Genomic DNA, 24,700 nt, shown 5'->3' with positions numbered 1-24,700 from the left:
AACCGCACTGGCTGGTCAGCCTGCGCGGTAAGCGAGATGATGGGGAGAGCGCCAAAGGCTGGGGGCAAGGAGGCGGACTGATATCCGCCAGCCTTCAGTGCAGGACGCGCAGGTTTAGTGTTTGTGCCAGCGCCTGTTCATCCGCAAAGTCAGGCCATTTGTTGAGTGTCAACGCCGTAAGGGATGGCGTGGGCAGTTTGAGTTTTGAGGCATAAATCCACAGATAGGACAGGGCACGGTGCACATAATCCCGTGTTTCCGTGTTCGGAATCAGCTCCATGAACAGCAGCGGATCATCTGAGGCCGCCGCCGCTTTTTCCCACCGTGCCAGTGCGGAGGGGCCAGCGTTGTAGCTGGCCAGCAGGCGGATCATGTCCCCACCGCGGACGGAGAGGTGCGTGTTATGCTGGGTCAGATCAGCCAGATACTGCACATAACGCTGTCCGATTTCCAGATTGAGGCTGGGGTCGTGCAGGGCCGTGGCGGCATTTTCAAACCGGCGGCTGATGGTGGTTGAGGAACCGCTGGTCACAAAGTCAGCCGTTAGCGGGCGGATCTGCATCAGCCCATGTGCGCCTGCTCCGGAAACAGCCTGTGGATCAAAATTGGATTCCAGCCGTGTCAGTGCATAGACCAAGGCCGGGTCCATGGTGAAGCCATGCCGTGGCTTTAGCAGCGGCAACGGCAGATCATCATGTTCTTTGCCATGCGCTTCATGCGCTGCCAGTGCGTCTGACATCTCGGTGGCCAGATCATGAAGGCCAGCGGATTCCGCCACAAGCTGGAAGGAGCGGGCGAGCGTGACATCACGCAGGTCCGGCCAAGCGCGGCGGATGGTGTTTTCAGCCCGTTCCTGCTCGCCCACCTGAAGCAGGGCAAAAACACGACGACCGATCTCTGTGCTGCCAACGGCTTCAATATCAATTTCTGTCAACACGGGGGCGGAGGGCCGGGAGGCTTCCTCCAGCGGTGCGAAATTGATCTTGTGGGTGTGATCCCGGCTGTGGTTGCCCGCAGCGGGGTGCAGGATATGGGCCGCCAGAAGGCCATAGAAACTGTTGGGGAAGGCTTCCGCATGTTGCAGCCATAAATGGCGCGCGCGGTCGCTGCCCAGCTTTTCATGCGCCCGTGCAGCCCAGAAGGCGCAGGCAGCCCGCATTTCCGGGGTGGCGTTGCGGGCGTGGGAAGCGCGTTCAAAGAACGGCGCGGCCTGCGCATACTGTTCCTGCTGCCACAGGGCCAGCCCCGCTACAAACCCGGCGAGAGCATTGTTGCCCTTGGCGCTTTCAACAGCAGTCCGGGCAATATCCAGCGCAAAATCTGTCTCGCCTGCATCCAGCATGGCCTGTGCTGTCTCGGCCTGAAGCTGTGCGGCATAGGCGGGGGTCATGCCCGGTGTGGCGGTAATCAGTTTCAGGGCGCTGTGTACGCCCTTCAGGCCCCACCCCGTGCGTTCCCGCAAGGTGCGATCCAGCAAGGGGTTGCGCGTATAATCGCGGGTGAGCGGATCAGCCGGAATGGTCGCATGTTCGGGGGTCAGATGCTCGCCAGCCGGAGCAGGAGGCAGAGGGCCCCCACGCTGTGGCAGGGCTGCCAGCCGGGCCCAGATGGCGGCGGCATCGGCGTAGGAGGTATATTTTTTCAGCCAGCCCCGTAGTTCTGTCGCACCGGGGTGGTAGGCGGGGTTGAGGTAACGGTCCGCCTCAATATCGCCCAGCAGGGTGGAATCTGTCAGGCGGGTGGTGCTGGTAATGGCTTCCGCAAAGGCCCCCTGCCTTTGCAGGCGGAAAATGGCGCGGATCTGGGTATCAACTTCAGGGGATAGGGGCTTCGGCAGAGGGATGTCATCCCCTTCCGGAAACGCCTGCCTGGGCAAGACCATCGCCAGCTCCTCGCTGTGCGTGTCTGGCCCGGGTTCGGGCGGCTTGGCATGGGCGCGCGTCGCTACGACGGTTGCACTAGCCAACAGGGCTGCTCCGGCCATAAAGGCCCTCGCTGCGATATTATGAGAAATTTGACCTATCGCTCGCATGGCTGGCGGGGTCTATGAGGTTCTGCTCCAAAAAGCAAGTTTGGTGGTCCGGAAGCACAGCGGGGCCCTCCTTTGGGTACGGGGCAAAGGCCCGCCTGAATAGCGGGCAAATTATTAAAGAACTACTTGTGTTTCTTAAGGAAAATTCTGTTCGATCACTGCATGATTATTTTTGTGTCAGGATCATGTTCCTGTTGTCACAATCTGTTTTCAACCATTTTGCTGTAGCATTTGGGCAACAAGCAGCAGATCGTTCCAGATGTCCTTTCTGGCAGTCGGGCTGGCACGTAATTGCAGCGGGTGTCGCATGATCAGCGCAGGCACGGGGGCAGGCAGACCGGCTACACTTACTGGCTGCCAGCTTCTACGCGGCAGGGCCTTGTTGGTTCCCGTTAAAAGGTGGGCAGGCAGGCGTCCGCACAGCAGAAGCCGCTGCGGTGCAAACAGGGCAATGGCCCGCTCCAGAAACGGCTGACAGATACGGCGTTCGGCGTCTGTAGGGGGTCTTCCTCCGGGTGGCCGCCAGGGAAGAGCCGTGGCTAGCAGCAGTGAATCCCGTGCCAGCCCGATGGCGCTCAGCATCTGGTCCAGCAATGTGCCGGACAGGCCAGAAAAAACATGGCCACTACGGTCTTCATCGGCGTCTGGCGCTTCCCCGATAATCATCAGAGGAGCGTGCATGGGCCCCTCTGGGAAGAGGGTGTGCATGGCTGTTATGCGTAGTGAGCAGGAATCAAACTGCTCCACCGCCGCTTTCAGGGAGTCGGGTGACGTGGCGGCAGCGGCTACAGCGCGTGCCTGTGCAATGCTGTCTGCAAGCAATGCAGGCCCTGCGGCCGATAGTGAGGCAGGGGAACTGCTGGAAGAGCGCTGCGCTGAAGCAGGAGCAGGCGTTGCCGGTGTTTTCCGCGCCTGCGGCCCGGCGGCAGGGGGGGGGCTGTGTCTGTGAGGATCATGGTCCTGATGGTTCCGGCTCTGACGCCCGGTCTCCTGCAGAACAGGCAACGGAGCAAGGCGTGCCAGCCGATGGTCCAGCGGCGCATCCTCAACAGCCGTGTCCACCCCCCATTCCGCATAGAGGTGGAGAAGAGACAGAGCGCCATCCATCATGTAAACCATACGGAGAAGGGGGCAGTTTGGCGGTTGGCTGCGGGCAGGGTAGAGAAGTGTCCGCCGTTCATGTCATTCTCCCCAGTTGTTGCCGGAACGGGGCCGCCCGAAGGGTTTTGGGGCCTGAGCCGCTCCTGGATAAGGGTCATTATGCTGTTTTGTCGCCTTCTGCCTACGGTTTTCCTGCTGCTTTCTGCATCTGTGCTGACACCCGCTGTTGCTGCGCGGGATGCTACGGCGGCTGAAGTCCATTCGGCGGAGCCGCATCAGGATCAGGCTGGCGGTCAACACGGGCATGTCGATTCGGGCGCTTTTCTGACAGCGGTGGTCGCAACCCATAACGGGGATGATCTGGATGCCGCCCGCGCCTTTAGGGCCGCTGCGGCGGCTGACCCGTCCAACAAGGATCTGGTGAAGCAGGCTTTTGTGCGCAGCGTCATGGCAGGAGACCCGGAGGCAGTGCCTCTGGCGCATCTCAACGCCGCGCTACCGGGCGGGCAGACCATTATTTCTTCTCTGGTGCTGGGGAATGACGCCGCGGTGCGCGGAGACTGGCCTGCCGCCTCTCGCTATTATCAACAGGCCGGGGCGGACCCCATGGCGCATTTGATCATGCCCATGCTTCAGGCATGGTGCCATCAGGCCCAAGGCCAGGCCGATGAGGCCATTGCCGCTCTGACCCATATTCAGGGGTCCGTGCTGGTGCCGTTCTATACGCTCCATGCCGCGCTGATCGCGCAGGTTGCGCAGAAAAAGGCGCAGGCGGGAGATCTGTTTGCTCTCTCTGCCCGTATGATGCCGGGGTATGATCTGCTGCTGACCCGGTCCTATGCTGCGTGGTTCTGGGCGCAGGGGGAGCAGACCAAGGCCCGTAATCTGCTCCGCTCCATGCTTGAAGCAGACCCCGTTCTGGCGCTGGCAGGCACACAGTTACAGGCCTCCATCAGCCACTTTCCAGTAGCCTCCCCACAGCAGGGGGTGGCGCGTGCCTATGTGTTGACGGCTTTTTTGTTAAGGCAGCAATCGCTTCAGCAGTCTCGCCAGAACGCCGCCGGGCAGGAAAACCGGCCCATGCCGAATGATCATCAGTTTGATGAGGCCTCCCGCCTGATGCTGGGGTTTGCGCTGGGGCTGGACCCTCATCTGGCAGAAGCGCGGCTGATGTTGGCTGAAATTCAGGATGATGAGGGGCATCAGACAGCGGCGCGGGAGACATTGCTGCGTATCCCGCAAACAGACCCTTTGGCACCGGTTGCGGCATTCCGGCTTGCGTTGGCAGATGGCTCCACGGGCAATCTGGATGAGGCGCGGGAAAAACTGAACCGGCTGGTGCAGGAGTCCCCCAATCTGATTCTTCCCGTCCGGGCGCTGGGGAACACCCTTTCCGCCCAGAAAGACTGGAAAGGGGCCATAGCCGCCTATACGCAGGCCATAGCGCTTGCCACCCCTAAAAAGGCGGTGGATTGGTCCCTGCTGTTTCTGCGGTCCATGGCGTACCACGAGATGGGAGACTGGCCGCACGCCAAAGCGGACTTGAAGGCCGCTCTCGTCCTTGCTCCTGACGAACCTGTCTTGCTGAACTCCCTTGGCTATTCCATGGCTGAGCGGAAGGAAGATCTGCCTGAAGCGGAAAAGCTGCTGCGCCGGGCGATCGCGCTGTCCCCGCAGGATGCCGCCATTCGTGACAGTCTGGGCTGGGTGCGGGTGGAGCAGGGAGACCTTAAGGAAGGGATCATGCTGCTGGAACAGGCAGCGGAACAGACGCCGGAAGATCCGGAAGTCAATTACCACCTTGGCGAGGCCTACTGGCGCGCTGGCCGACACAGCGAGGCAGTGGATCAGTGGAACGTAGCACTTGGTCTGAAGCCTGAACCGGGAGATGAAGCGCTTATACGTGCCGCTCTTGCACGGGCTGCGGCCTCAGGTGACAAGAAAGCCGAACAGATTCAACACGCGTCTCCCGCAAAGGCAGACGCACCAGCAGGCCAGCCTGGAGGAAAGCAAACGCCGTGATGTCAGCCATAATGGACCCATCAACACAGATTCTGACAGAACAGGCTCACGCCAAGATCAACCTGTATCTGCACGTTACGGGCAAGCGCCCGGATGGCTACCATCTGCTGGATAGTCTTGTGGTGTTTGCCGGTGCCGGGGACAGTTTGCAGTATCAGCCCGGTGCGGAACCATTGCATCTGGAACTGACAGGGCGCTTTGGTCAAACCTTGGGGGCGGATGCTGCCGGGCCGGATAATCTGGTGATGAAGGCAGCGGCGGCGTTGCGTTCTGTCAGCGGTTCTTCTGCCCACGTGCAGGGCGGGCGGCTTGTTCTGACCAAGGAACTGCCCGTGGCGTCTGGCATTGGTGGCGGTTCAGCCGACGCTGCTGCGGCAATCCGTTTGCTGGCGCGGGCATGGCAGGTGGATGTCCCTGTGGGCACATTGATGCATCTGGCGGAAAAGCTAGGGGCCGATGTGCCAGTTTGCGTCGCCAGTCAGACTGCGCGGATGGAAGGAATAGGCGAGCATCTCTCTGCTGCGCCTCATCTGCCGGCATGTGGCATGGTGCTGGTGAATTGTGGGCAGGCTGTCTCCACCCCGGACGTATTCCGGAAACGGGATAGTGCGTTCCGGGAGCGGGCGATTCTGCCAGCAGAGTGGAAATCGGCGCAGGATATGGCGAATGATCTGGCCCGGCTGGGTAACTGCCTTGAAGCCCCGGCTTGTGAGGTGTGTCCGCCCGTCAGGACTGTTCTCTCTGCTCTTGCGGGGCAGGAAGATTGTCTGCTGGCTCGAATGAGTGGGTCTGGTGCAACCTGTTTTGCGCTATTCCCTTCTGCTGAAGACGCACGCAAGGCGGCGCATGCGCTTGGGGCAGACCACCCGTCATGGTGGGTGTGGGGCGGAGCCTTGGCGTAAGCCGCTCTGGCGGAAACCATACAAGAGCCCCATATATAAAGGAGTGTCTTCCTTTATGGAGCACCACGGGCCAGACGCGCAGAGAGGCAGGGCAGAAACAGATGTTCTCCCTCATTGAAGCGTATGGTGAAGGATATCGGGCACAGTGAAGGCCAGCAGGAAGAGGTGCGCATCATGTCTTCAAAAATAGACCTTACGCTGTCTGACGATCACAAATCGGTTCAGATGACGCTTTCAGGAGAGGGCACAGAACCTAAAGTGGAGGTTCCGCTTTCACTGGAACAGGTTACCCACCTGATCAGTGTTCTGGGCCGTGTGCGGGAGACGATGCTGGCTGATCAGGATGTGCAGCCGATTGAAGGGGCACGTTTTACACCTGTTACCCGCACCAGATGGGCGCTTCAGCCGGAAGCACGGACAGAAGGTTCGGTGCTGGCGTTTCAGCATCCGGCGTTTGGCCCGATTGGGCTGGTGCTGACACCTGAGGATTCCGACCGGCTGATGCGCGGGCTGCATCTGCACCAGCAATTACGGCAGGAGCAGAAAGCCAATAGAGGCAAACTGAACTGACGTGATTGAAGATCACAGAGCGCTATAGCGCTCTGTGATGTGAAACTTGTATTTTAAACAAAGGATGAAGAAGACATGAGACTCAGTGCACGAAACCAGCTTCAGGGCAAAGTTGTCGCCATTCAAAAAGGCGCCACCACATCACATGTCAGCATCGAACTGACGGGTGGTGCCGTTGTGATGGCCGCCATCACCAATGAAGCGGTTGCCGATCTGGGTCTGACAGTGGGTGAACCCGCCACGGCTGTGATCAAGGCTTCTGATGTCATGGTCGGTGTAGACTGATTTTTTCTGCGCTCATGCTGTTCTGCATGAGCGTTTTCACCACGCCGGGATTATTTGACGGGCAGGTGTGACTGACGATGAAAGACCAGAAGCGGTTGTGTCTGGTCGTTTAGCAAAGTCAGCATATCGCCCGGCGTATTCATGCGCCAGGCGCTGGTCTGTTCAAGACTTGCCAGAAAAAGACGTTCCCGTTCCGCCGTTGTGGCGTCCATGCAGGCCCGACGCGTGGTGACAACCGGCCCAAACTTCAGCTTTTCCCCCGTTACGGTCATGGTCGCATTGATCTGATTACAGATGGTGGAGCCTGCAACGGTTCCGTCCTCATGCAATTCCAGCGTGGGTGTTGGTGTGCCGTCTTGCAGAAGTGTTTTCCCTAACGTGACCAGATACCAGGAGCCAGCAAGAGCGGGAGATGGTCGCTTTGTACCATGCCGACGGAGAGTCAGTAGAATATTGGACTGATTTTTGAGGTTCAGCGGGGCTGGCATAGGGGTTTTAAACCAAGGTTGTCCCTCCACCAGAAGGGTGGCAACAACTCCGTAAGCCCGGTTCGGTTTCAGCAGGGCGCGGTTCAGCGTGATATGAAACGGAATAGGCACCTGCCGCGTAGTGGCAAAGCTGGCGCGTGATACGGTTTCAGGCTGTGTGGGCCTGTTTGTCATATCCACAATTCGTATTTCTACTGTGGCGGGGGGAAGAGCCATGCGCTCCCGGTAGGTTATGCTGCCATGTAGAGTAATGGGAGAAGATGTCTGAGCCATTCCGCTTGATAAGCCTCCCAAACCAAGAGCCCCGATCATCCCGAGCATTAGAGTTCGACGCAGAAAGGATGAAGACATAGGCTCTCCCGTGGGCATGGTGCGTGGCCAGAACTGTTCTTCTTCTTCATCCATAAGTTCAAAACAGACAGATATTTGCCATGACGCATAATGGATAAAGAAAAGCGGTTCCGATGTTCAGTTCAAAGAGTAGAAACCCTGCTCCGGTCTATTGGTTGCCTGATGGCTGCTCAGCAGAGAAAGACAGAAAGCGGTTTCCGTTCATCCAGTGGCAATGACAGCGGAAAACAGATCCCGTTTTTTAAGAACGGGACATGCGGACAAGGGGGTATAGGAAACGCTGGGGCACGGGTTCACGGGCTGAAAGCGGTTCTGGAGACCGAAAATATCAACCTGTTCAGGTCCATAACCGCCCAACAAATTAACCCGGAGGATTTTCCGGGTATCTCTGCCCCACTATTCAAAAGGGGGTAAAAAAGGCCACTCTTACTTGCGGCCGGAGCGGATATGGGAAATCAGTCCTGTCAGCCCGGCTGCCAGCAATGCGCCCGCAATGCCGGCACGTGCGCTGGATGTCACAAAGAAGGAAAGCGGGCTGTCCAGCCTGCGTGACTTGGCATCAAAAGCCCCATGCGCTGAAAATGCGCCAGGTACGCTTTCAAACAGATCATCCTTGGCGTCTGTATCAGCACAGGTTTTTTCAAGCTGGGCTTTATAGCCTTGGTCCGCCATGCGCTTTTCCCGGCAGCCCGGCCCAAGAAGGCTCCAGATGGCGGCAAAAGTGGTGCTTGGCCCAATGGAGATGGAACGGCTGGTGGTAAAGGCCGCCCGACAAATGGCTTCCGCTGCTACTTCCGGCTCATACACGGGGCCAACAGGCTTCAGGCGTTTGCCGGTGGTGTTGCGGGTCCATCCATAATGCGGGGTGTTGATGGAGGGGAGATCCACCATCACAATCCGAATCCGATCGGCATCATGCAACAATTCTGGGCGCAGGCTTTCACAAAAGCCTCGCAGCGCGGCGCGTGATCCATTTTCCACAGCCTGTAGAGGCAGGCCACGCAGGGGTGGTGCCAGATCAAGATTGATAATGGCTCCATGCCCGCGGCGACGCATGCGTTCAAGTGCCGCAAGAGTGCCGTTGACGCTGCCCAGATACGTTACTTCCGTGGCGCGGCGAATATCCTGCGGGGAGAGGGTGGCCACCTGCCCGACAACCGTAGCCCCGGCACAGTTGGCCCATGCGGTAATCGGGCCAAGCTCGCTCTCTACCCGGTCAGCCGCTTTGGCAACGGCATCTGCATCCGCAACATCCACGGGAATGACAAGGGTGCGGATGGAATGCGCCGCCAGATCCCGCGCGGTATCTTTCAGGCGGTCCTCATTACGGCCCAGAAGGGCAACGTCAAACCCTGCACGGCCCAGTGCACGGGCGGCGGCGCGGCCAATGCCTGCTCCGGCACCGGTAACAACAGCAATCTGGGATGGCATGTGGTGATCTCCCTTGCCTTCTGGCGTGGTGGTTCAGTTTTGTCGGATGTTTTGCCCCGCTCCGGGCTGTCCTGCAAGTTGCGGGCGGTGCCGGGCTGCTGTGCGGACGGCGTAGGAGCAGCGGGGGCAGAGGTTACAGATAACGAAGCGCCAGAATCCCGCCTATCAGAAGAACGGCAAAAACGCCCATCACCAAGGGCAGGCGTGTTTCAATAAAGGCCTGGATGGGGGGACCAAACCTGCGCAGAAGGGCCGCCACCAGAAAAAACCGAAGGCCACGGGTAATGGCGCTGGCGATAATGAACGGGCCCAGAGCAAAATGGGCCATGCCACTGGCGATGGTGACAAACTTGTAGGGGATAGGGGTGAGCCCCTTGAACAGAACAATCCATACGCCCCACTGCCGGAATTTTTCCTGCAGGTTTAGCAGGGTGTGCTCGGCGTGGTAAAAGCGCATAATGGGCATGGCCAGATAGTCCAGCAACATGGCCCCGATCATCCACCCCAGAATCCCGCCTGCCACACTGGCTACAGTGCAGATGGCAGCGTAACGCCAGGCCTGCTGGCGCTGCGCAAGGACCATGGGCACCAGCAGCGTTTCTGGTGGCAGAGGGAAGAAACTGGCCTCTGAAAACGCCAGCGCCGCCAGCCATAGCGGCGCATATGGGCTGGCGGCGTGCTTCAGCACCGCAGCATAAAGGCGGTTCAGCAGGGACGGGCGGGCAGGGGCTGTTACGTCAGACATGGCAGGACAGATGCCACGAGCTCAGTTCTGGCGCCAGAGCCCATGGCTGTGTTCCTGTACGGAAAGGATTTACATCCTTTCACGGCGTAGCACGTCCTCGGCCTTGCGATGGATGGTGTCATACTCTTCCTGTGTCAGCGTGCCGCGGTGGAGCATTTCACTGGCACGGGCCAGCGCATCGCGGGCGTGAGAGGCATCGGGTATCGGGTAACGTCGGCCCGGCAGGGCAAACGCGTCATCCGGCAGGGCGTTACGTTCTTCGGTTGTCAGTTTGGACATAAGGCTGATCCCCGTCTGGTTCACACAGTTCAGGTGTGTTGTTCAGTTCGTCCAGTTCTGCCATGGCGGCTTCGGCACTTACGGTCGGGATATCTGAAGCCGGAACTGTTCCCGGCTCGCTGGCAGTAACAGGCCCGGTGAGTGTCCGCGTAACACGAAACGCGGTCAAGACCGCCAGGGTGCCAAACACAATCACACCAGCCGCCTGCCCGATCTGCACGCCTGCTGGCCCGAAACGGGTGCCAAACCCCACAAAGGGAATGGTGCCCAGCGTGGCCCGCCCCCAGTTGAAAGCCGTGGAATACAGCGGAAAACCAAGGTTGTTGAACGCAGCATTGGCTACAAACAGCATGCCCACAAACAGGTAACTGCCAATGGTCAGGGAGCAGAACAGATGGATCAGCATCGCGGCATCACCATGGGCATTGAAGACCCCCACCACATAATTCTGCATGGCTGCCAGAATGACCCATGTGAGCCCGATACTGAGGATGACCAGTTTCAGGGCCGCCCCCAGCGTCTCCCGCACCCGGTGGTACAACTCCGCACCCATGTTTTGCGCCATGATCGGCCCAATGGAGCCTGTCAGCGCAAAAACAAGCGAAAACAGCACCGGCACCGTGCGTTCTATGGAGGCTTGTCCGCCCACGGCTTCCAGACCGAACCGCGCCATGGATTCCGTCACGTAAACCCCACCAACCGGGGTTGCGAGGTTGGTGAGAATAGCGGGCATGGCAATGGAGCCCACATGCCGGGTATCCCGCGCAATGCGGGAGAAAGTAGGCCATGTGATCATGTCATGCCGCAATGCCCCACGCACACCGGCTGAGGCGACAACAAGACGGGAGATCACGGTACTGATGGCGGCCCCGGTCAATCCTTCATGCAGCCCGAAAATCATGATCGGGTCCAGAATGGCGGCAACCACCGCCCCCAGAAGGGTGATGTGCATGGAGCCTTTGGCATCACCCACCACGCGCATCAGGGCGGAACACCCCATCCCGGTGCAGATAAGCGGTAGAAACGGACTGACAGTTTGCAGATAGCTCGTGGCGTAAGCCAGGGCATCGCCGCGCGCGCCAAACAGGGAAAGAATGGGGTGCGCCGCAATCATGGTGCCCAACCCCAGTAGGGTGGTGAGCATGAGCATGACAGCCAAGGCGGAGGAGGCAATCTGACGCGCATCTTCATGCCGGCCTGCTCCGATTTCCCGGCCCGTTGCTGCGCTGATGCCAATGGTCAGCCCAATGGCCACGGCAATCTGCAATCCGATCACCGCACCGGCAAAGCCTATTGCAGCCGTCAGGGCTGTCTGGCCGAGATGCGCGATATAGACCATGTTGAGCATATCAACGGCAAAAACGGCCATCAGCCCAATGGCCCCGGTGCCAGCCATAACCAGAACATGCCGCATGATGCTGCCCGTAATAAAACAGGCCTTTTGTCTGGATGGCGGGTCTTTCTGGGGCATGCGTACTCCGTTCCAGCGCCCGCAGGCAATCGTGACGAGTCTTGTATTATGTCATGTCCCTTCATTCCTGCGAATGGGGGAAAGAGAAAGCCGTCATACCAACCCAGAAAAGTGCCTTCAGACACAAGTGGAGAAAGGGTGTAACGTCTTTTCTTACTTATTCGTCAGATGCCACGATGGCTGCCGGGTCGGGCTGTGGCAGTGCGTCTTCCTCAGGGTTCGGGGCAATGGGCGTGCCGAGATATGCTTCCAGCACGTCTTCTGTTGGCCCATCCATTTTGATCTTACCGCCATCCAGCCAGATCAGACGGTTGCACCATTCAGCCATGACATCCGCCATGTGGCTGGAGAGCACCAGAATATCGGCTTTGGAGACCAGAGTTTCCAGACGGGAACGGGCACGCTGACGAAATGAGGCGTCTCCCGCCATGAACCATTCATCCATCAGCAGCACATCCGGCATGATGGCGGTGGCCAGACCAAAGGAGAGCCGGACCATCATGCCGGAGCTGTAGGTCTGCACGGGAAGGTCCATAAAGGAGCCAAGCCCGGCAAAGGCCTCTACATCTTCCTCTACGGTCTGAATCTGCGATTTTGACAGCCCGGCGAACATGCCGCGAAGGTGAATGTTCTCACGCCCTGTCAATTCGTTGTTCATGCCCAGAGAAGGGTCAAGAAGTGTGCCGATATTGCCTTCTACCGTTACGCTTCCCTTGACGGGTTCATAAATCCCCGCCAGCGCGCGCAGCAAAGTGGTTTTGCCTGCGCCATTTCCGCCTACCAGACCCAGTCTGTCTCCGGGGTTAAGCGTGAAGGAGATGTCCCGCAGGGCCTGTACCACCACACGGTCCCGACGGTCCTGCATGAAGCGGCTACCCAGAGAGGCCTGCATTGTCTTGCGCAAACTGCGGGCTGTTCCATGGTAAAGGGGGAAGGAAACGTCCAGATCCTGAACTGTAATGCCTGCCATTTTACACCCAATAGGCCAGACGCGCCCGCATGCGGGCAAACAGCAGGAAGGTCAGAACAGCCAGCCCGGCGGACCACCCTAGCGCGGCGGGCCATATGGCGGCTTTCAGAACATCGCCGGTAAGGGGGGCGCGTAGAATTTCCATCAGGGGGAACATGGGGTCCAGTAACAGCCAGTTCTGACCAATGGACATCAACGCAGGTTTCCAGAGTACAGGCGTGACAAAGAACAGAATCTGCATGGTGCTTGCCACAATGGGAGGAACATCCCGAAAACGTGCGCCCAGGATGGCCAGAAGCAAGGTGGCGATAAAACTGTCAAGAACCCATACCACCAAGGCAATAGGCAGCGTCCAGGACCAGGCAGGTGTGACGTGGAACCACAGGAAGACCACGGCAACGACCGGAATATTATGTGCAACGGTCAGCCAGTTGCGCACGGTGGCACGCAGCACATGCAGGGTATAAGGCATGCGGGCGGAATGGATCAGCCCCGCTGCGGATGTAAAGGTGCGGCACCCCTCCTGTAGCGTGCTGCTGGCGAACCCCCACAACACGAGAGAGAAGGTGAGGAAGGGAAGATATTCATGGACATCCATCCGCATAAGGTATGCGTAAAGCACCCCCATGGCGGCAATCATGATGGCGGTGGATGCCGTCAGCCAGAATGGCCCAAGGATGGACCCCCGATACCGCAGCTTGATATCCAGCCAGCCCAGCGTGCACCCCAGTCTGGCCTGTTTCAGACCATCAACCAGATCCTGCCATGCATGTCTGAAATAGGAGACGCCTTTTTCAGGAACAAGATGGAGCACGGGCTCAGGGCGGCTCAGGGGGGCCGCTCCGTCTGCTGGGGGGGAGTTTTGCATGGTATCCATGATAAGGTATGGCGATAGAGAACAGTGCCTGTCAGTGCAAGAGCGGGGGCGGAGGAAGGGCTTTTTTGCCACGGTATGCGGAGGGGTGGTCTGGGGAGCGCGCTAGATGGATGACAAGTGAGGCATCGGTTGCTAAACCCCCCCACGACTCACCGCCCATCTGCCAACCCTGATAATACCGGGAACCATCCGTACCATGAAGATCGTCGCCTGTAACAGCAATCTGCCGCTGGCCGAGGCAGTTGCTACCGAGCTTGGCATGCCTCTGTGCAATGTGACCGTCCGCCGGTTTGCCGATATGGAAGTGTTTGTCGAAATTCATGAAAATGTACGGGGTGAAGATGTCTTCGTGGTGCAGAGCACCTGCACCCCTACCAATGACAATCTGATGGAACTGCTGATCATGCTGGACGCTCTGCGCCGCGGATCAGCCCGCCGTATCACGGCTGTCATGCCCTATTTCGGGTATGCCCGGCAGGATCGTAAATCCGGCCCTCGCACGCCTATCAGCGCCAAGCTGGTCGCCAACCTGCTGGTGGAAGCCGGGGCCAACCGTGTGCTGACGCTGGACCTGCACGCCATGCAGATTCAGGGCTTCTTTGATATTCCGGTAGATAACCTCTACGCCGCGCCCCTGTTCGTGCGGGATATCAAGGAACGCTATGGCGACCGTGACCTCATGATCGTCTCCCCGGATGTTGGGGGCGTGGTGCGTGCCCGCCAGCTTGCCCAGCGCCTGAATACGGATCTCGCCATCATCGACAAACGTCGTGAGCGGGCAGGTGTGTCTGAAGTCATGAACGTGATTGGGGATGTCAAAGGCCGTCACTGCCTGCTGGTGGATGATATTGTCGATAGTGGCGGCTCACTGTGCAATGCTGCGCAGGCCATTTTCAATAACGGTGCGGCGTCTGTCGGTGCTTACGTGACGCACGGTGTGCTGACCGGCAGCGCGGTTGAGCGGATCAGCAATTCCTGCATTGAAATGTTGACATTGACGGACAGCATCAAGGCGACGGAAAGTGTGAAGGCGGCGGCCAATATCCGCCAGATTACAATTGCCGGTCTGCTGGCACGGGCCATGCGGGCCGTGTCTGATGAAAGCTCCGTTTCCTCCCTTTTTGATTGAGAACCATGCCTCAGCTTAGCCTCCGCCCATACTGGTATCTCCGTCACGGTCAGACTGACTGGAATCGGGAAGGTCTTTCTCAGGGGCGCACAGATGTGCCCTTGAACGAGACGGGGATTTCCCAGGCTGAAGCGGCGGTCAAGCTGTTTGAAACGGGCGTGCGCCGTTACCCCGCGTTTACGCATATCGTCAGTTCACCACTGGACAGGGCATTCCAGACCGCTGCCATTGTAAGGGAAGGGCTCATTGCCAACGGCTTTGACGCCCTTCCGCTGGAAACGGACGCAGGATTGGAAGAAGTCTGCTTTGGTGAGCAGGAAGGTATGCCCATGGGGGACTGGTATGATAGCTGGATTGCTGGCGACTATACCCCGCAGGGGGCAGAACCGTTCGCTCAGCTTAGAGCCAGAGCGGTTGATGCTGTAAACCGGGCAACGGACAATGGTGGCGTTCCCCTTATTGTGGCTCATGGCGCATTGTTTCGTTCATTGCGTGCGGCCATGAACCTTCCTGCCAATGTCCGTCTGCCGAACGCCACTCCGCTCTGGCTCAAGCCGGGGGAGGCGGAACAGCATGCGTGGTCTCTTTCCGTGATAGAGGCGTGAGGCGGGCATATCTTTGAGGTTCCGTTTTCTCTGCCAGAAAAAACGGTTATCGGGAAGAATGGTTGTCTGGCCTGACCTGCTGAAATTTTACAGGATCATGCAAAATCCACACTAGCCTTGAATAGGGCATGTGAAGAGGCACAATAAGGCCTCCGCCTGCCTGCCGAATACGTTCGGCTGGGGCTCCTATATCGTACACAATCACTGGTTTTTCTACCATCCATAGTTGGGTCAGCACGTAAGACCACGTTTCTGGCCAGATGGAAGGAAGAAAAAACCAGTCGATCCTGAATTTCTCTATAAAGTGTTTTATTTCAAATTCTTTGTATTTCCCGGTTATTTTCACGACACCTGTTTCCAGAAGTGCGTTGTCATTGCAACTGTAGCCAATTAACACAAATTCAATGGGGAAGGCGTTTTGCGCGATAAATCTGGCAAGAGCCAAAATCTGGTAAAATCCTTTTTCTGTACTGATGGCACCTAAAATGCCGATAATCCGTTTTTGGGAGGCTGGAAGGACAGGGAAAGTGATTTCCCGTAAATCTGGTAAAATTTCCCATGGGATGACGTTTATCGGAGCGCTAAAGTAGCGACGCAGACGTTGTGCCGTATCTTGAGAAGGCGCAATAACTTGCTCTGCATGTTCCAGAATGGCAGCGCTCTTCTGGCGTAACACAGGAATAGCGCTGTATTCCCCAGTCTTGCTTCCGCGTTCCTTCAAGCAGGACTGACAGACTGTCTCACTGGGTTCACCGCAATAAGTGCCTGAGTCCTGTGTCAGGGTAATTTGGGGGCAGAACCATGAATAATCGTGAATATAGACATCATAAGGAAGCCCGATCTGGCTTAGATGAAGAATGTTTTCAAGGCCATTTCCAATATAGCTATGAATCTCGATTTTCTGGCAATTCAGATGTTCTGCAAGATGGCGGAAAGCGGAAAGACTTTGAGGGATGATCAGGTTGGGAAAGTGCTGTTGTAATACGCTGTCCAAACGCCAGATCTTTTTCCCATTTTCCAGTCGATCTGGTTTTAGAGTGAATGAGACATAGCCATACTTTACGTAATCAATAGAGCGATGACCAATATGCCGTAAAATGCCACCCTCACGATCATGCGCGATAAGAAAAACTGATTTCTGAAAACCATAGTGTTTTCTAAAGCGTGCCAGATCCAGTCTTCGTCTGTAAAATAGCAAAGGGTCTTTTAGCTGCCAGTTTCGAACAATCTGGTCATATCCCTTGTGAACGTCATTCATAATACCAAGATTACGGCCCATCAGATCCGTTTTGACGTGGCTGAAGGACTGACTTTCTGCATGCCCGACATATGTTCCCAAACATGCAACATGTCGCCAGCCCAGTGCTGTGGCACGGCGAGAAAAATCGTTTTCTTCGCCATATCCCTGAGCAAAAATATCGTCACGGAACAGCCCGACGCTTTCCAGGCATTCAGATTTTATATACATGCAAAATCCATGAGCGGTGGGAACCTCAGGAAGCTCTCCCTGCCAGGATTGCATCATGATACGATTTAATTCTTCACATTCCTCGATCGTTGGAAAAGGATTTTTTCCGCCTTTATCCGGATAGCTGAAAATGGTTGCATTGTTTGAAAGTGGTGTGGCCGTGCCGATATTCTCCTTTGAATAAACAGCTTTCTGAAGTTGAGAAATCCAGTTTTCTGAAACAATCGTATCGCTATTGAGAAGAATCACATCCTCTCCCGCCTCTCTCTGACGCATTCCTTTATTGACCGAAGCAGGAAAGCCGAGGTTCCGCTCATTATGAAGAATGGAAAAATACTCATTTTCTGGAAGACTATTTAAAAAATGGACTATATCCTCATTTGGCGAGGCATCATTGATAACAATAACATGCGCGTTGTCGGGATTGTGGCGTAAGACTTGTTGCAGGCATAAGCGGGTTGTTTCAAATCCATTATAGACCGGTATGATAACAACAACTTTCCTGATGCTGTTTTGGGACGGGTTTGCTCTTTTCTTATACAGTGCCGGGAAAGCTTCGCGGCTTGCATGCGCATATAAAACTGCTTGTTCTGCTAAAATGTTGTAATGCAAGGGGCTGCCGTATAATTGAACACCTGTTTCTGTTGTGACAGACAAGATTTTTTCTGAAAAAGAAATGTTGTTCAGAGGATGGGAGAATGGGGGAAGGCATGCTTCTCCCGAAAGATTTTTGATGTCAAAGAGTTTTGTTGGGCAAGTTGTTACTTTGATTTGTCTGTAAAGGGTAGAACGGTCAGAAGTGTGCGTTTTGGAGGACTGCGCGGTAATATGCAATTTCACAGGCCGCTCTGGTTCAGAACGATAACGAGCCCAGCCTTTGAGATACGTTTCTGTGGCTTCAACAAAGCCGTCAATTTTGAGAAAATTGTCTATATTAAAAACAGTGCCGATGTATTTTCTGTCAGGAGATTCCAAGGTGATGGATCGCGCTGTTTTCCAATTCTCAGGCAACGTTATTCTGATCTCGGGCCCTTCTCTTACATAGACCAAAGAAGCCAGAGAAAACGTTTCCTTATCAATGATAAGGCTCACATTTTTTGTGGAAAGAGATGTATAATCGGTAAGCACCAGCTTTCCAGTCAAGGAAAGAGATGCCCACCCTTCATACTGATTATGGCACGTAATGGTTTTTGCCAGACTGCTGAAGACGGGATGGGGGAGAGGAACGTACTGGGATAGATACCTAGAGAGTTCATCCTTGGCCAAGGACCAAGTTTGGAAATGCGCCCGAACACATAATAAAAGAGTAGCGCAGACACGTGACGGCGCACGAGTGTTGAGTAATTCAAGCGCTTCAGACGCTGTTGGAATATTCAATAAGAGCCGTGTGCAGCCAATAACCATGGTGATGCGGCCATCGCTCGGGTGGCTGCGTTGGAGGTATTCACAATGATATAAAATGGCACGAAAGGAGTCTTTGTCTTTCTCGCTTTCAAAAGAAAGCTCACGTAATAAAGGGAAATCACTTTTCAGAGGATAAAGAACAGATCGCAACACGCGCAAAACAAATTGCGGAAGGATCTGCATACTCTCATTCATAAGCATATCTTAACAAGCGGTAATATATGCTTATGATATTGTTAATGAATTTGAGTGTCAATTTAGACAAATGTTAAAAATTTTGTTCGGGATCAGAACGCGGGTCAGTTTTAGGGGGGGGGCGTTTGAATAGTTGGAAGAGGAGGGGCTGTGAGAAAGAGAGTTCTAAACCCCCTTCGTAGTTTTCTCTCTATAAAGAGATCAACGAGTTCGGGTTACCGGCCAATTTATAACGGAGAGTTTTTCGAACCCTCTACGTGGTCTTAAAGCAGGACTGGCACCCCTGGAGATTTGATGCGTGGCTATCGGGCCAAAAATCACGTATTCAGCCATAAACAGCCCATCGGATCGGCCTGATAGAGTTTTCAAGCAGCTTTTAAGTCGGTGCTTATACGTGATGAGAGCAAGAAGCCCTCACCCCATCTTGCCGCGCGGTGGATAATTTCCAAATGGATGATGGTGCGGTATTTTCGGATCGTAAAGAGCGGTCACAAATTGGCAATGACTTTCAAGCCCACAAGCGCAGCATCTGGGCGGCGGGATGTTTCTCCGGGGCGGATCATATACTGAAATTCCGGCTGCACCAGAACACCGGGAACGGCATCAATGGCGTAATAGGCTTCAATGACATGTGAGTCAGTTTGAGGTGCCAACACCTGAGCCTCTAAGGAAAGGCCAGCATCCTGCGCGTACATTTGCCCAAGCTCCTTCCGATGACTGACATGATACCAAGAGTATAAAATACCCAGTCTGTCCGTCAGGCGCGACGGGATGACACCATTAAAGGAAATCCCGCCATAGGCTTCATCCGAGATAGAGGAAACATGGGGCGTGTTATGAATGTAACCCGCCATCAGGTATCCGCCTGCCATCTGGTTACGCCCCCCTTTCCGGTAAATCATCTGATCGCCTTCAAACCAGAACATATCCATCGGCGCACTATGAAGGCGGCCTGTTGCTATGACCTTGTTTGCGGGAGAGGTTCCAAGCACGTCCGGATAGCGTGAGGTGTCGTGTGCATAACCAAAAACATAATGGCCAGGAAGACGGTTTCGCGTCAGGAAGGGTTGCCAGGTAAACTCTATTGGTAACATTAATCCAGTTGTGTTCTCGCTACCCCAAGCCCAACCGCTGGGGTTGGTGGAAAGAGGGCTAACCTGGTAGGCGCCTAATTGTACCATCGTATCACGCGTTGGACGAAAGCGTACGCGGCTGCCCCAGGTTGCTTTGGGATAAACGGCAAAGCCAGGATCAACTTTTAAGGCAACAGGCGCTGAACATGTCACCATAAAGGAACAGATCAGGGGCGACGTCGCGAAAACATGCGTAAGGGACATACGGCCAAACGTGATGTCCATACGGTTCTGGAGGAACTTTTTCTCTGCATAAAAATCGACAAGATGGGCCACTACATGGCCAGATAGACCGTAAACTTCCATAAGGCTTACGTAATATTCTCCAACGCGATCATGTGAAACTTCTCGTCCAGCACGGTTCATAAGCAGCGTATGAATGGACCATCCGTTCCAGCCAGCCAATTTCCCCAGATCAAAGTTCATTTGCAGGGTCAGTTCATGCACGTAATCCATGCCGCGTTGCATGCCACCGTGAATGTTGGCCATGGCCTCCCCTTTATAAGAAAAGGAGAATACAAAGCCTTTTTTTTGAAGCCTTTCTCTGAAAGGCATGATCTGTGGAATAAGATGCCCGCTTCCGGCTGTGGGAACATAATAGGGGTCATCCATATCCGTGCGGCGTTGGGCATCCAGTTCTGATGGAAGAAGCCAGGAGAGGCCCTCTTTTCCTGTCAGGTCATCCAGTTCCATTTTATGGAATGTTTTTGAACTTTGATATTCGTCCACACTGGGAACCACCATTGTGGCCAGGCCCGGCCAGGGTGCGATGGGGACACCGCTTGCAGGCAGAGGAGAGTTTTTAGGACGCACAAGCACACGAGGATCAGGTTGAGAGGGATCATCCTTAGACTGTGTTCCAGAAATAACGTCTACATAAACTGGATTTTTAGGAGGAGGCGTTGGCGCTGTGGTCGCGTCATCAGCATGCGCCATGCTGAACGAGGCAGTGAGCATCACTCCCCCTGCAAGCGTTATTCCCCAGATGACAGAGCATGCTTTGTGTTTAGAGAGTCTGTTGCTGCGTTTGCGATACATGATCTGACCACGGATAAGTTTCGGCACTCTGGCCAGAAGGTGTACGGATAAAACGTGAGAAAATAGGAGATAGGACTAAAGGAGAAAGAACCTTTCGGAATTGTAATTCAGTGATCTCTCAGGAATAAAAATACGCGCGTATTTTTCCTGAAAATGAGATCATACATGTTTAACTCCAACAGTTTTTTAAACGGACCCTGACGAGTCAGGGTCCGCCTTCCGCCAAGAGAACCTTCTTTCATTTGAAAGAAGGCACGATGAGATAGCATGTTTCTTTTTAGAGTCTTTAAAAAAATATCTAGTAAAAAACACAATATTGTTACATTATAGTTGCATAAATAAACGCAGATATAGTAATCCTTCCTGCTGGAAGTGATTTTTATTTTTTTGATTGTTGTGGCTGATCAGCCGGGAATATCTGCTCAAAAACAGATTTCCATTCTATTAAAATAAAAAAACGTAAAATATAAAAAGGGAAATATTAAATATGAATGGCTAGGATTTTCCAGACCAGTCAAAGAAGATCATCAAGGAAGAGTGAGTCATATTACCTGGGCCTCGAGTTCTGAGCGTTGCTGTGTATGCATTCTTTAAGGCACCTAAAAAGGTTCCATGTCCAATATATGAAATATGAGTTCTCCATATTTATTTTATATAGGCATAAACAGAACAAGATTTATTGATGCGAGTCGTTCTCATAAAAAATATAATATTATCAATTGGTTAATTGTTTGTTCGTGGCGGAGGAAAACGGTCTCCCTTGATCGCAGTGTGCTGAGGAATGATACTTTTTCTCACCGGAACGTGATTTTTAACGCCCTTGGAGAAAGGGATTTTAATGGGTGTTGGGGGTGGGGAAGACCAAGGGAAGGCTTTCACGATGGCAATAGTCTTACACGTGGAACGGGTCGCAGAGTTCAGTGCGGCATGGTTTTCTGGAAAGGAATAGGGGTATTTGACCATTTTTTAATAAAGTTTTGCCATTTTTCTGAAGATTTCACGCTGCATTTCCTTGACACAATCAAACATATTGGACACAGAGCAATTTCCATTCCTCTGGGAAAATGATGGAGAGTCATCGCGTCGGTAACAGAAGCCAGTCATCCTGTGTGCACGGGATGCATCTTTGAGGGCAGTCCGTCTTTCCGTAAAAGGAAGATCCTCTGCTTGATTTGCAAAAGGTGTATACCAGGCCGACAGGTGGCGGAAGTTTGTGCAGGAAATAGCGACTTTCGAGAAAAAATCTCTTATCAGAAACCAGCGTATCTGGATTTAATCGTAACCTCGGCCCGGCACTTTGCTGTCAGGACGATTTCAATATTGGAGTGATAGCATGGGTGGCGTTCAACCCGCAGATCACCATTCTCCGTTAGGTGGCATTTATCGTGTCATTTTTTCTGTTATCAGCCTCGCAGCTGGTCTGGCGCTTGCTTACGGTGGCGTGCAGCTTCTAACGCTGGGTGGATCAAGTTATTACCTGCTGGCCGGGGTGGCTTATATTGCACTGGCAGTCCTAGTTTTCCTGAAGCATCCTTATACCTTAATTGTTTCAGGTGTTGTTTTTGCAGCAACCTTTGTGTGGGCACTATGTGACACGCCTGAAATTGGATACTGGGCGCTTTTGCCGCGTCTGGTTGTGCCAGCCATTTTGTTTGCCCTTAATTTGTGGGCCGTGGCGACTTTTCCGGCAACACCGTCAGCTGTTCAGCGGGGTACGGTTTTTGGCGGTCTGGGCATTGTTGGGTGCCTGCTGGTGACATTGGTGGAAGCCTTTTTCCCTCATGGGCAGATCAGCAATCCGGATGCATCTCCTGCAAACCCTCAACTGGCTCAAACTGGTAAGCCAGAGGCACCTGAGGACTGGGAGTTCTACGGGCGGAATGCTCAGGGTACCCGTTACGCCCCTTACACGCAGATCACACCGGCAAACGTCAGCAAGTTGAAGGTGGCCTGGGTTTACCACACGGGCAGAAGAACACATGGGCCGGGTGCCGGGGTGGATGAAAACACGCCGCAGCAGATTGGCAATGTGCTCTATTCCTGCACACCGGAAAATCTGATCACGGCCTTGGAAGCCGATACCGGAAAAGAAATCTGGAAATTTGACCCCAAGGCTCATACTGCTGAACACGTCACATGCCGTGGTGTTGGGTATTATGATGCCGCGAAAGACACCACCCTCACGGCTGAGGAAAAGGCAGCAGATGACGCTGCGCCTATGTGCCATCAGCGTATCCTTGTTTCGACCGTGGATGCCCGCTTCATCGCGCTGGACGCTCATACGGGTGCTCAGTGTACGGGCTTTGGTGAAAACGGTGAGGTTGACCTTAAAAAGCAGATGGGCCCGGTTGAAGGTGGCAAACGCTATCACCCAACCTCCCTTCCGGTTGTTATGGGTCATGTTGCTGTGATTGGCGGCTGGGTGCGTGACATTGTTCACGGTGAACCCTCAGGTGTCGTGCGCGCTTATGATGTGCGTAACGGTTCTCTGGTCTGGGCCTGGGATGTGGGTGACCCGGAAAATACCGGTGCTCCCCCCGAAGATCAGACCTACACATTGGAGACTCCCAATGTCTGGACCATACCCACTTATGATAAAGAGCTGAACCTCGTTTACCTGCCTACCGGTAATGGCCCGCCTGACTACTGGGGTGGAGACCGGACAGTCGCCAAGGAAAAATTTGGTGCAGCCGTTGTGGCAGTTGATGCCTCTACGGGCAAAACAAAGTGGGTCTTCCAGACAGTCCATCACGATCTCTGGGATTATGATCTGCCGTCTCAGCCTGTCCTGTATGATGTGACCAATGCTCAGGGTGAAAAAATTCCTGCCCTGATTCAGACCACAAAGACCGGACATATCTTTGTTCTTGACCGCCGCACCGGCAAGCCGGTTACCGAAGTCCAGGAACGGAAGGTTCCAACGTCCCCTGCAGCGCAGGGTGAGCATCTGTCTCCCACCCAGCCGTTCTCTGTTGGTATGCCGACCATCGGGGCGGATCCGCTGACGGAAAGCTCCATGTGGGGTGTCAGCACGTTTGACCAGCTTTACTGCCGGATCATGTTCAAGGATTCGGTTTATGAAGGTCCGTTCACGCCGCCGGGTGAAAAACCCTATATTGAATGGCCCAGCCTGCTGGGCGGGATGAACTGGGGCGGTATCTCCATTGATGAAGCCCGCGGCATCATGTTCGTCAACGATATGCGCATGCCCTTGCGTATGACGCTGGTGAACCGTGAAGAGGCCAAAAAATATAAAGTTTCCACTGACGAAGTGCCGGGCTTCATGGGCACCATTCGTCCGCAGGTGGCTGGCCCTTATGCCGGGGTGCGGATTGATATTCTGCAATCTCCGCTGCAGGTGCCCTGTAATACGCCTCCCTTTGGCACCATGAGCGCCATTGATCTGCATAGCAAAAAGATACTGTGGCAGGTGCCCATGGGCACAACGCAGGATCTTGGTCCGATGGGTATCAAGACCCACCTGCCGGTTCCCATGGGTATGCCTACTCTGGGTGGCCCCACGTCAACCGCTTCTGGCCTGGTCTTCTTTGCGGGCACACAGGACTATTATCTGCGTGCACTGGATTCCGGCACAGGCAAGGAAGTTTGGCGTGAACGTCTGCCGGTTGGCGCTGTCGCTGCACCCCTCATTTTCCGTTCTCCCAAAACGGGTAAGGAATATGTGGTCATCTCCGCTGGCGGTATGAGCCACTCTCCTGATGTAGGAGATTACATCATAGCCTACACTCTGCCGGATGACGCTGCTGCCAAATAAGCGGTTCGCCCGAACACAAAGAGATCCCCGTTTTTTTTTGCGGGGATTTTTTTTGCTTTGTTTGTGGGGTTGGAGGGGCTGTTTTCTGTGATTGTTGTGTTTGCGGGTGAGGTGGTGTGTGCGTGCTGCTGCGCCTGGTGTGCTCAGGGCTGGCGTAGGTGTGGCTGTGGTTGTTGTGGTGTTGCTTGCCTGGGGTGCTCTTGCCGTGGCGTGAGTGTGCTGGGGCCTCGGGGCTGGGCTGGGGAAGTTGTGCGGAAGTGGCTTTGTGCTTCCGGCGTATGGTGTGCTTAGCGGCATGAGTGGTGGATTGAGAGAGCGTGTGTTGCGTAGGCTGTGTTTGGCGACCTGCTGAGGGCTAAGGCTGCTCCTGAGGCTGTGTGGGTCTTGCTGGGGTGAAGATGGGCGCGATCATGGACAATAGTTAACATT

At 54.8% G+C, this 24,700-nt stretch carries 18 protein-coding genes; 7 read left to right on the top strand and 11 right to left on the bottom strand.

What is annotated here, in order from left to right:
* Positions 1-94 precede the first annotated feature (94 nt).
* Together AD948_RS04755 and AD948_RS04750 are read right to left on the bottom strand one after the other, a co-directional pair.
* Entirely contained in the window at positions 95-2,032 is a 1,938-nt protein-coding gene (locus AD948_RS04755; protein WP_061470942.1) for a lytic transglycosylase domain-containing protein, read from the bottom strand.
* A 210-nt stretch (positions 2,033-2,242) separates the two neighbouring features.
* A complete protein-coding gene (locus tag AD948_RS04750; RefSeq protein WP_061470946.1) occupies positions 2,243-3,142 on the bottom strand; it encodes a uracil-DNA glycosylase in 900 nt (299 codons plus the stop codon).
* Between the two features lie 69 nt (positions 3,143-3,211).
* Here AD948_RS04750 and AD948_RS04745 point away from each other — a divergent pair, with 69 nt between their 5' ends.
* The 4 genes from AD948_RS04745 (at position 3,212) to AD948_RS04730 (ending at position 6,912) form a co-directional block, all read left to right on the top strand.
* Positions 3,212-5,155, top strand: a complete 1,944-nt coding sequence (locus tag AD948_RS04745) for a tetratricopeptide repeat protein (RefSeq protein ID WP_248845918.1) — start codon at positions 3,212-3,214, stop codon at positions 5,153-5,155.
* A gap of 8 nt (positions 5,156-5,163) precedes the next feature.
* On the top strand, positions 5,164-6,057 hold the full coding sequence (locus AD948_RS04740; protein ID WP_211264435.1) for a 4-(cytidine 5'-diphospho)-2-C-methyl-D-erythritol kinase: 894 nt from the start codon (positions 5,164-5,166) through the stop codon (positions 6,055-6,057).
* 123 nt (positions 6,058-6,180) lie between these two features.
* Positions 6,181-6,627 (top strand): hypothetical protein, encoded by a 447-nt coding sequence (locus tag AD948_RS04735; protein ID WP_082782301.1) that lies wholly within the window; start codon positions 6,181-6,183, stop codon positions 6,625-6,627.
* Positions 6,628-6,702: 75 nt separating this feature from the next.
* Positions 6,703-6,912, top strand: coding sequence for a TOBE domain-containing protein (locus AD948_RS04730; protein ID WP_006558129.1), 210 nt, complete (start codon positions 6,703-6,705; stop codon positions 6,910-6,912).
* Positions 6,913-6,962: 50 nt separating this feature from the next.
* Here AD948_RS04730 and AD948_RS04725 read toward each other — a convergent pair whose 3' ends face one another.
* The 7 genes from AD948_RS04725 to AD948_RS04690 form a co-directional block, all read right to left on the bottom strand.
* Positions 6,963-7,751, bottom strand: a complete 789-nt coding sequence (locus tag AD948_RS04725; RefSeq protein ID WP_169797385.1) for an META domain-containing protein — start codon at positions 7,749-7,751, stop codon at positions 6,963-6,965.
* A gap of 426 nt (positions 7,752-8,177) precedes the next feature.
* Positions 8,178-9,182: an SDR family oxidoreductase gene (locus AD948_RS04715; RefSeq protein WP_061470938.1), complete on the bottom strand. Its 1,005-nt coding sequence runs from the start codon at positions 9,180-9,182 to the stop codon at positions 8,178-8,180.
* A 133-nt stretch (positions 9,183-9,315) separates the two neighbouring features.
* Positions 9,316-9,894, bottom strand: coding sequence for a YqaA family protein (locus tag AD948_RS04710; protein ID WP_061470944.1), 579 nt, complete (start codon positions 9,892-9,894; stop codon positions 9,316-9,318).
* 102 nt (positions 9,895-9,996) lie between these two features.
* Positions 9,997-10,206 (bottom strand): hypothetical protein, encoded by a 210-nt coding sequence (locus AD948_RS04705; protein ID WP_006558136.1) that lies wholly within the window; start codon positions 10,204-10,206, stop codon positions 9,997-9,999.
* On the bottom strand, positions 10,178-11,677 hold the full coding sequence (locus AD948_RS04700; RefSeq protein WP_061470937.1) for an MATE family efflux transporter: 1,500 nt from the start codon (positions 11,675-11,677) through the stop codon (positions 10,178-10,180). The genes AD948_RS04705 and AD948_RS04700 overlap by 29 nt, the downstream gene beginning before the upstream one ends.
* A 157-nt stretch (positions 11,678-11,834) precedes the next feature.
* Entirely contained in the window at positions 11,835-12,647 is an 813-nt protein-coding gene (locus tag AD948_RS04695; protein WP_006558138.1) for an ABC transporter ATP-binding protein, read from the bottom strand.
* Between the two features lies 1 nt (position 12,648).
* The gene (locus AD948_RS04690) at positions 12,649-13,524 is read right to left on the bottom strand and encodes an ABC transporter permease (RefSeq protein WP_006558139.1); all 876 of its coding nucleotides are present in this window, start codon (positions 13,522-13,524) and stop codon (positions 12,649-12,651) included.
* A 196-nt stretch (positions 13,525-13,720) separates the two neighbouring features.
* Here AD948_RS04690 and AD948_RS04685 point away from each other — a divergent pair, with 196 nt between their 5' ends.
* Both AD948_RS04685 and AD948_RS04680 read left to right on the top strand, forming a co-directional pair.
* Positions 13,721-14,653 (top strand): ribose-phosphate pyrophosphokinase, encoded by a 933-nt coding sequence (locus AD948_RS04685; protein ID WP_058988005.1) that lies wholly within the window; start codon positions 13,721-13,723, stop codon positions 14,651-14,653.
* 5 nt (positions 14,654-14,658) lie between these two features.
* Positions 14,659-15,258: a histidine phosphatase family protein gene (locus AD948_RS04680; RefSeq protein ID WP_061470936.1), complete on the top strand. Its 600-nt coding sequence runs from the start codon at positions 14,659-14,661 to the stop codon at positions 15,256-15,258.
* Positions 15,259-15,304: 46 nt separating this feature from the next.
* Here AD948_RS04680 and AD948_RS04675 read toward each other — a convergent pair whose 3' ends face one another.
* Together AD948_RS04675 and AD948_RS04670 are read right to left on the bottom strand one after the other, a co-directional pair.
* Positions 15,305-18,313, bottom strand: coding sequence for a glycosyltransferase (locus tag AD948_RS04675; protein ID WP_169797384.1), 3,009 nt, complete (start codon positions 18,311-18,313; stop codon positions 15,305-15,307).
* Positions 18,314-18,813: 500 nt separating this feature from the next.
* On the bottom strand, positions 18,814-20,415 hold the full coding sequence (locus AD948_RS04670) for a carbohydrate porin (RefSeq protein ID WP_248845917.1): 1,602 nt from the start codon (positions 20,413-20,415) through the stop codon (positions 18,814-18,816).
* Between the two features lie 1,414 nt (positions 20,416-21,829).
* On the opposite strand from AD948_RS04670, the gene AD948_RS04665 reads away from it, so the two are divergent.
* Positions 21,830-24,271 (top strand): membrane-bound PQQ-dependent dehydrogenase, glucose/quinate/shikimate family, encoded by a 2,442-nt coding sequence (locus tag AD948_RS04665; protein ID WP_061470934.1) that lies wholly within the window; start codon positions 21,830-21,832, stop codon positions 24,269-24,271.
* Positions 24,272-24,700: the final 429 nt, after the last annotated feature.

It is taken from the genome of Acetobacter senegalensis, assembly GCF_001580995.1.
Taxonomy (GTDB): domain Bacteria; phylum Pseudomonadota; class Alphaproteobacteria; order Acetobacterales; family Acetobacteraceae; genus Acetobacter; species Acetobacter senegalensis.
The sequence above is the reverse complement of the archived record's forward strand: the minus strand, read 5'-3'. Positions and strand labels throughout refer to the sequence as shown.

What these genes read in the sequence shown, in the direction of transcription:
- AD948_RS04685 (WP_058988005.1), top strand. Translation starts at nt 13,721, where the DNA reads ATGAAGATCGTCGCCTGTAACAGCAATCTGCCGCTGGCCGAGGCAGTT.
- AD948_RS04695 (WP_006558138.1), bottom strand. Translation starts at nt 12,647, where the DNA reads ATGGCAGGCATTACAGTTCAGGATCTGGACGTTTCCTTCCCCCTTTAC.
- AD948_RS04745 (WP_248845918.1), top strand. Translation starts at nt 3,212, where the DNA reads ATGTCATTCTCCCCAGTTGTTGCCGGAACGGGGCCGCCCGAAGGGTTT.
- AD948_RS04705 (WP_006558136.1), bottom strand. Translation starts at nt 10,206, where the DNA reads ATGTCCAAACTGACAACCGAAGAACGTAACGCCCTGCCGGATGACGCG.
- AD948_RS04730 (WP_006558129.1), top strand. Translation starts at nt 6,703, where the DNA reads ATGAGACTCAGTGCACGAAACCAGCTTCAGGGCAAAGTTGTCGCCATT.
- AD948_RS04735 (WP_082782301.1), top strand. Translation starts at nt 6,181, where the DNA reads ATGGTGAAGGATATCGGGCACAGTGAAGGCCAGCAGGAAGAGGTGCGC.
- AD948_RS04725 (WP_169797385.1), bottom strand. Translation starts at nt 7,751, where the DNA reads ATGTCTTCATCCTTTCTGCGTCGAACTCTAATGCTCGGGATGATCGGG.
- AD948_RS04665 (WP_061470934.1), top strand. Translation starts at nt 21,830, where the DNA reads ATGGGTGGCGTTCAACCCGCAGATCACCATTCTCCGTTAGGTGGCATT.
- AD948_RS04715 (WP_061470938.1), bottom strand. Translation starts at nt 9,182, where the DNA reads ATGCCATCCCAGATTGCTGTTGTTACCGGTGCCGGAGCAGGCATTGGC.
- AD948_RS04750 (WP_061470946.1), bottom strand. Translation starts at nt 3,142, where the DNA reads ATGATGGATGGCGCTCTGTCTCTTCTCCACCTCTATGCGGAATGGGGG.
- AD948_RS04690 (WP_006558139.1), bottom strand. Translation starts at nt 13,524, where the DNA reads ATGGATACCATGCAAAACTCCCCCCCAGCAGACGGAGCGGCCCCCCTG.
- AD948_RS04680 (WP_061470936.1), top strand. Translation starts at nt 14,659, where the DNA reads ATGCCTCAGCTTAGCCTCCGCCCATACTGGTATCTCCGTCACGGTCAG.
- AD948_RS04670 (WP_248845917.1), bottom strand. Translation starts at nt 20,415, where the DNA reads ATGCTCACTGCCTCGTTCAGCATGGCGCATGCTGATGACGCGACCACA.
- AD948_RS04700 (WP_061470937.1), bottom strand. Translation starts at nt 11,677, where the DNA reads ATGCCCCAGAAAGACCCGCCATCCAGACAAAAGGCCTGTTTTATTACG.
- AD948_RS04675 (WP_169797384.1), bottom strand. Translation starts at nt 18,313, where the DNA reads ATGCAGATCCTTCCGCAATTTGTTTTGCGCGTGTTGCGATCTGTTCTT.
- AD948_RS04755 (WP_061470942.1), bottom strand. Translation starts at nt 2,032, where the DNA reads ATGCGAGCGATAGGTCAAATTTCTCATAATATCGCAGCGAGGGCCTTT.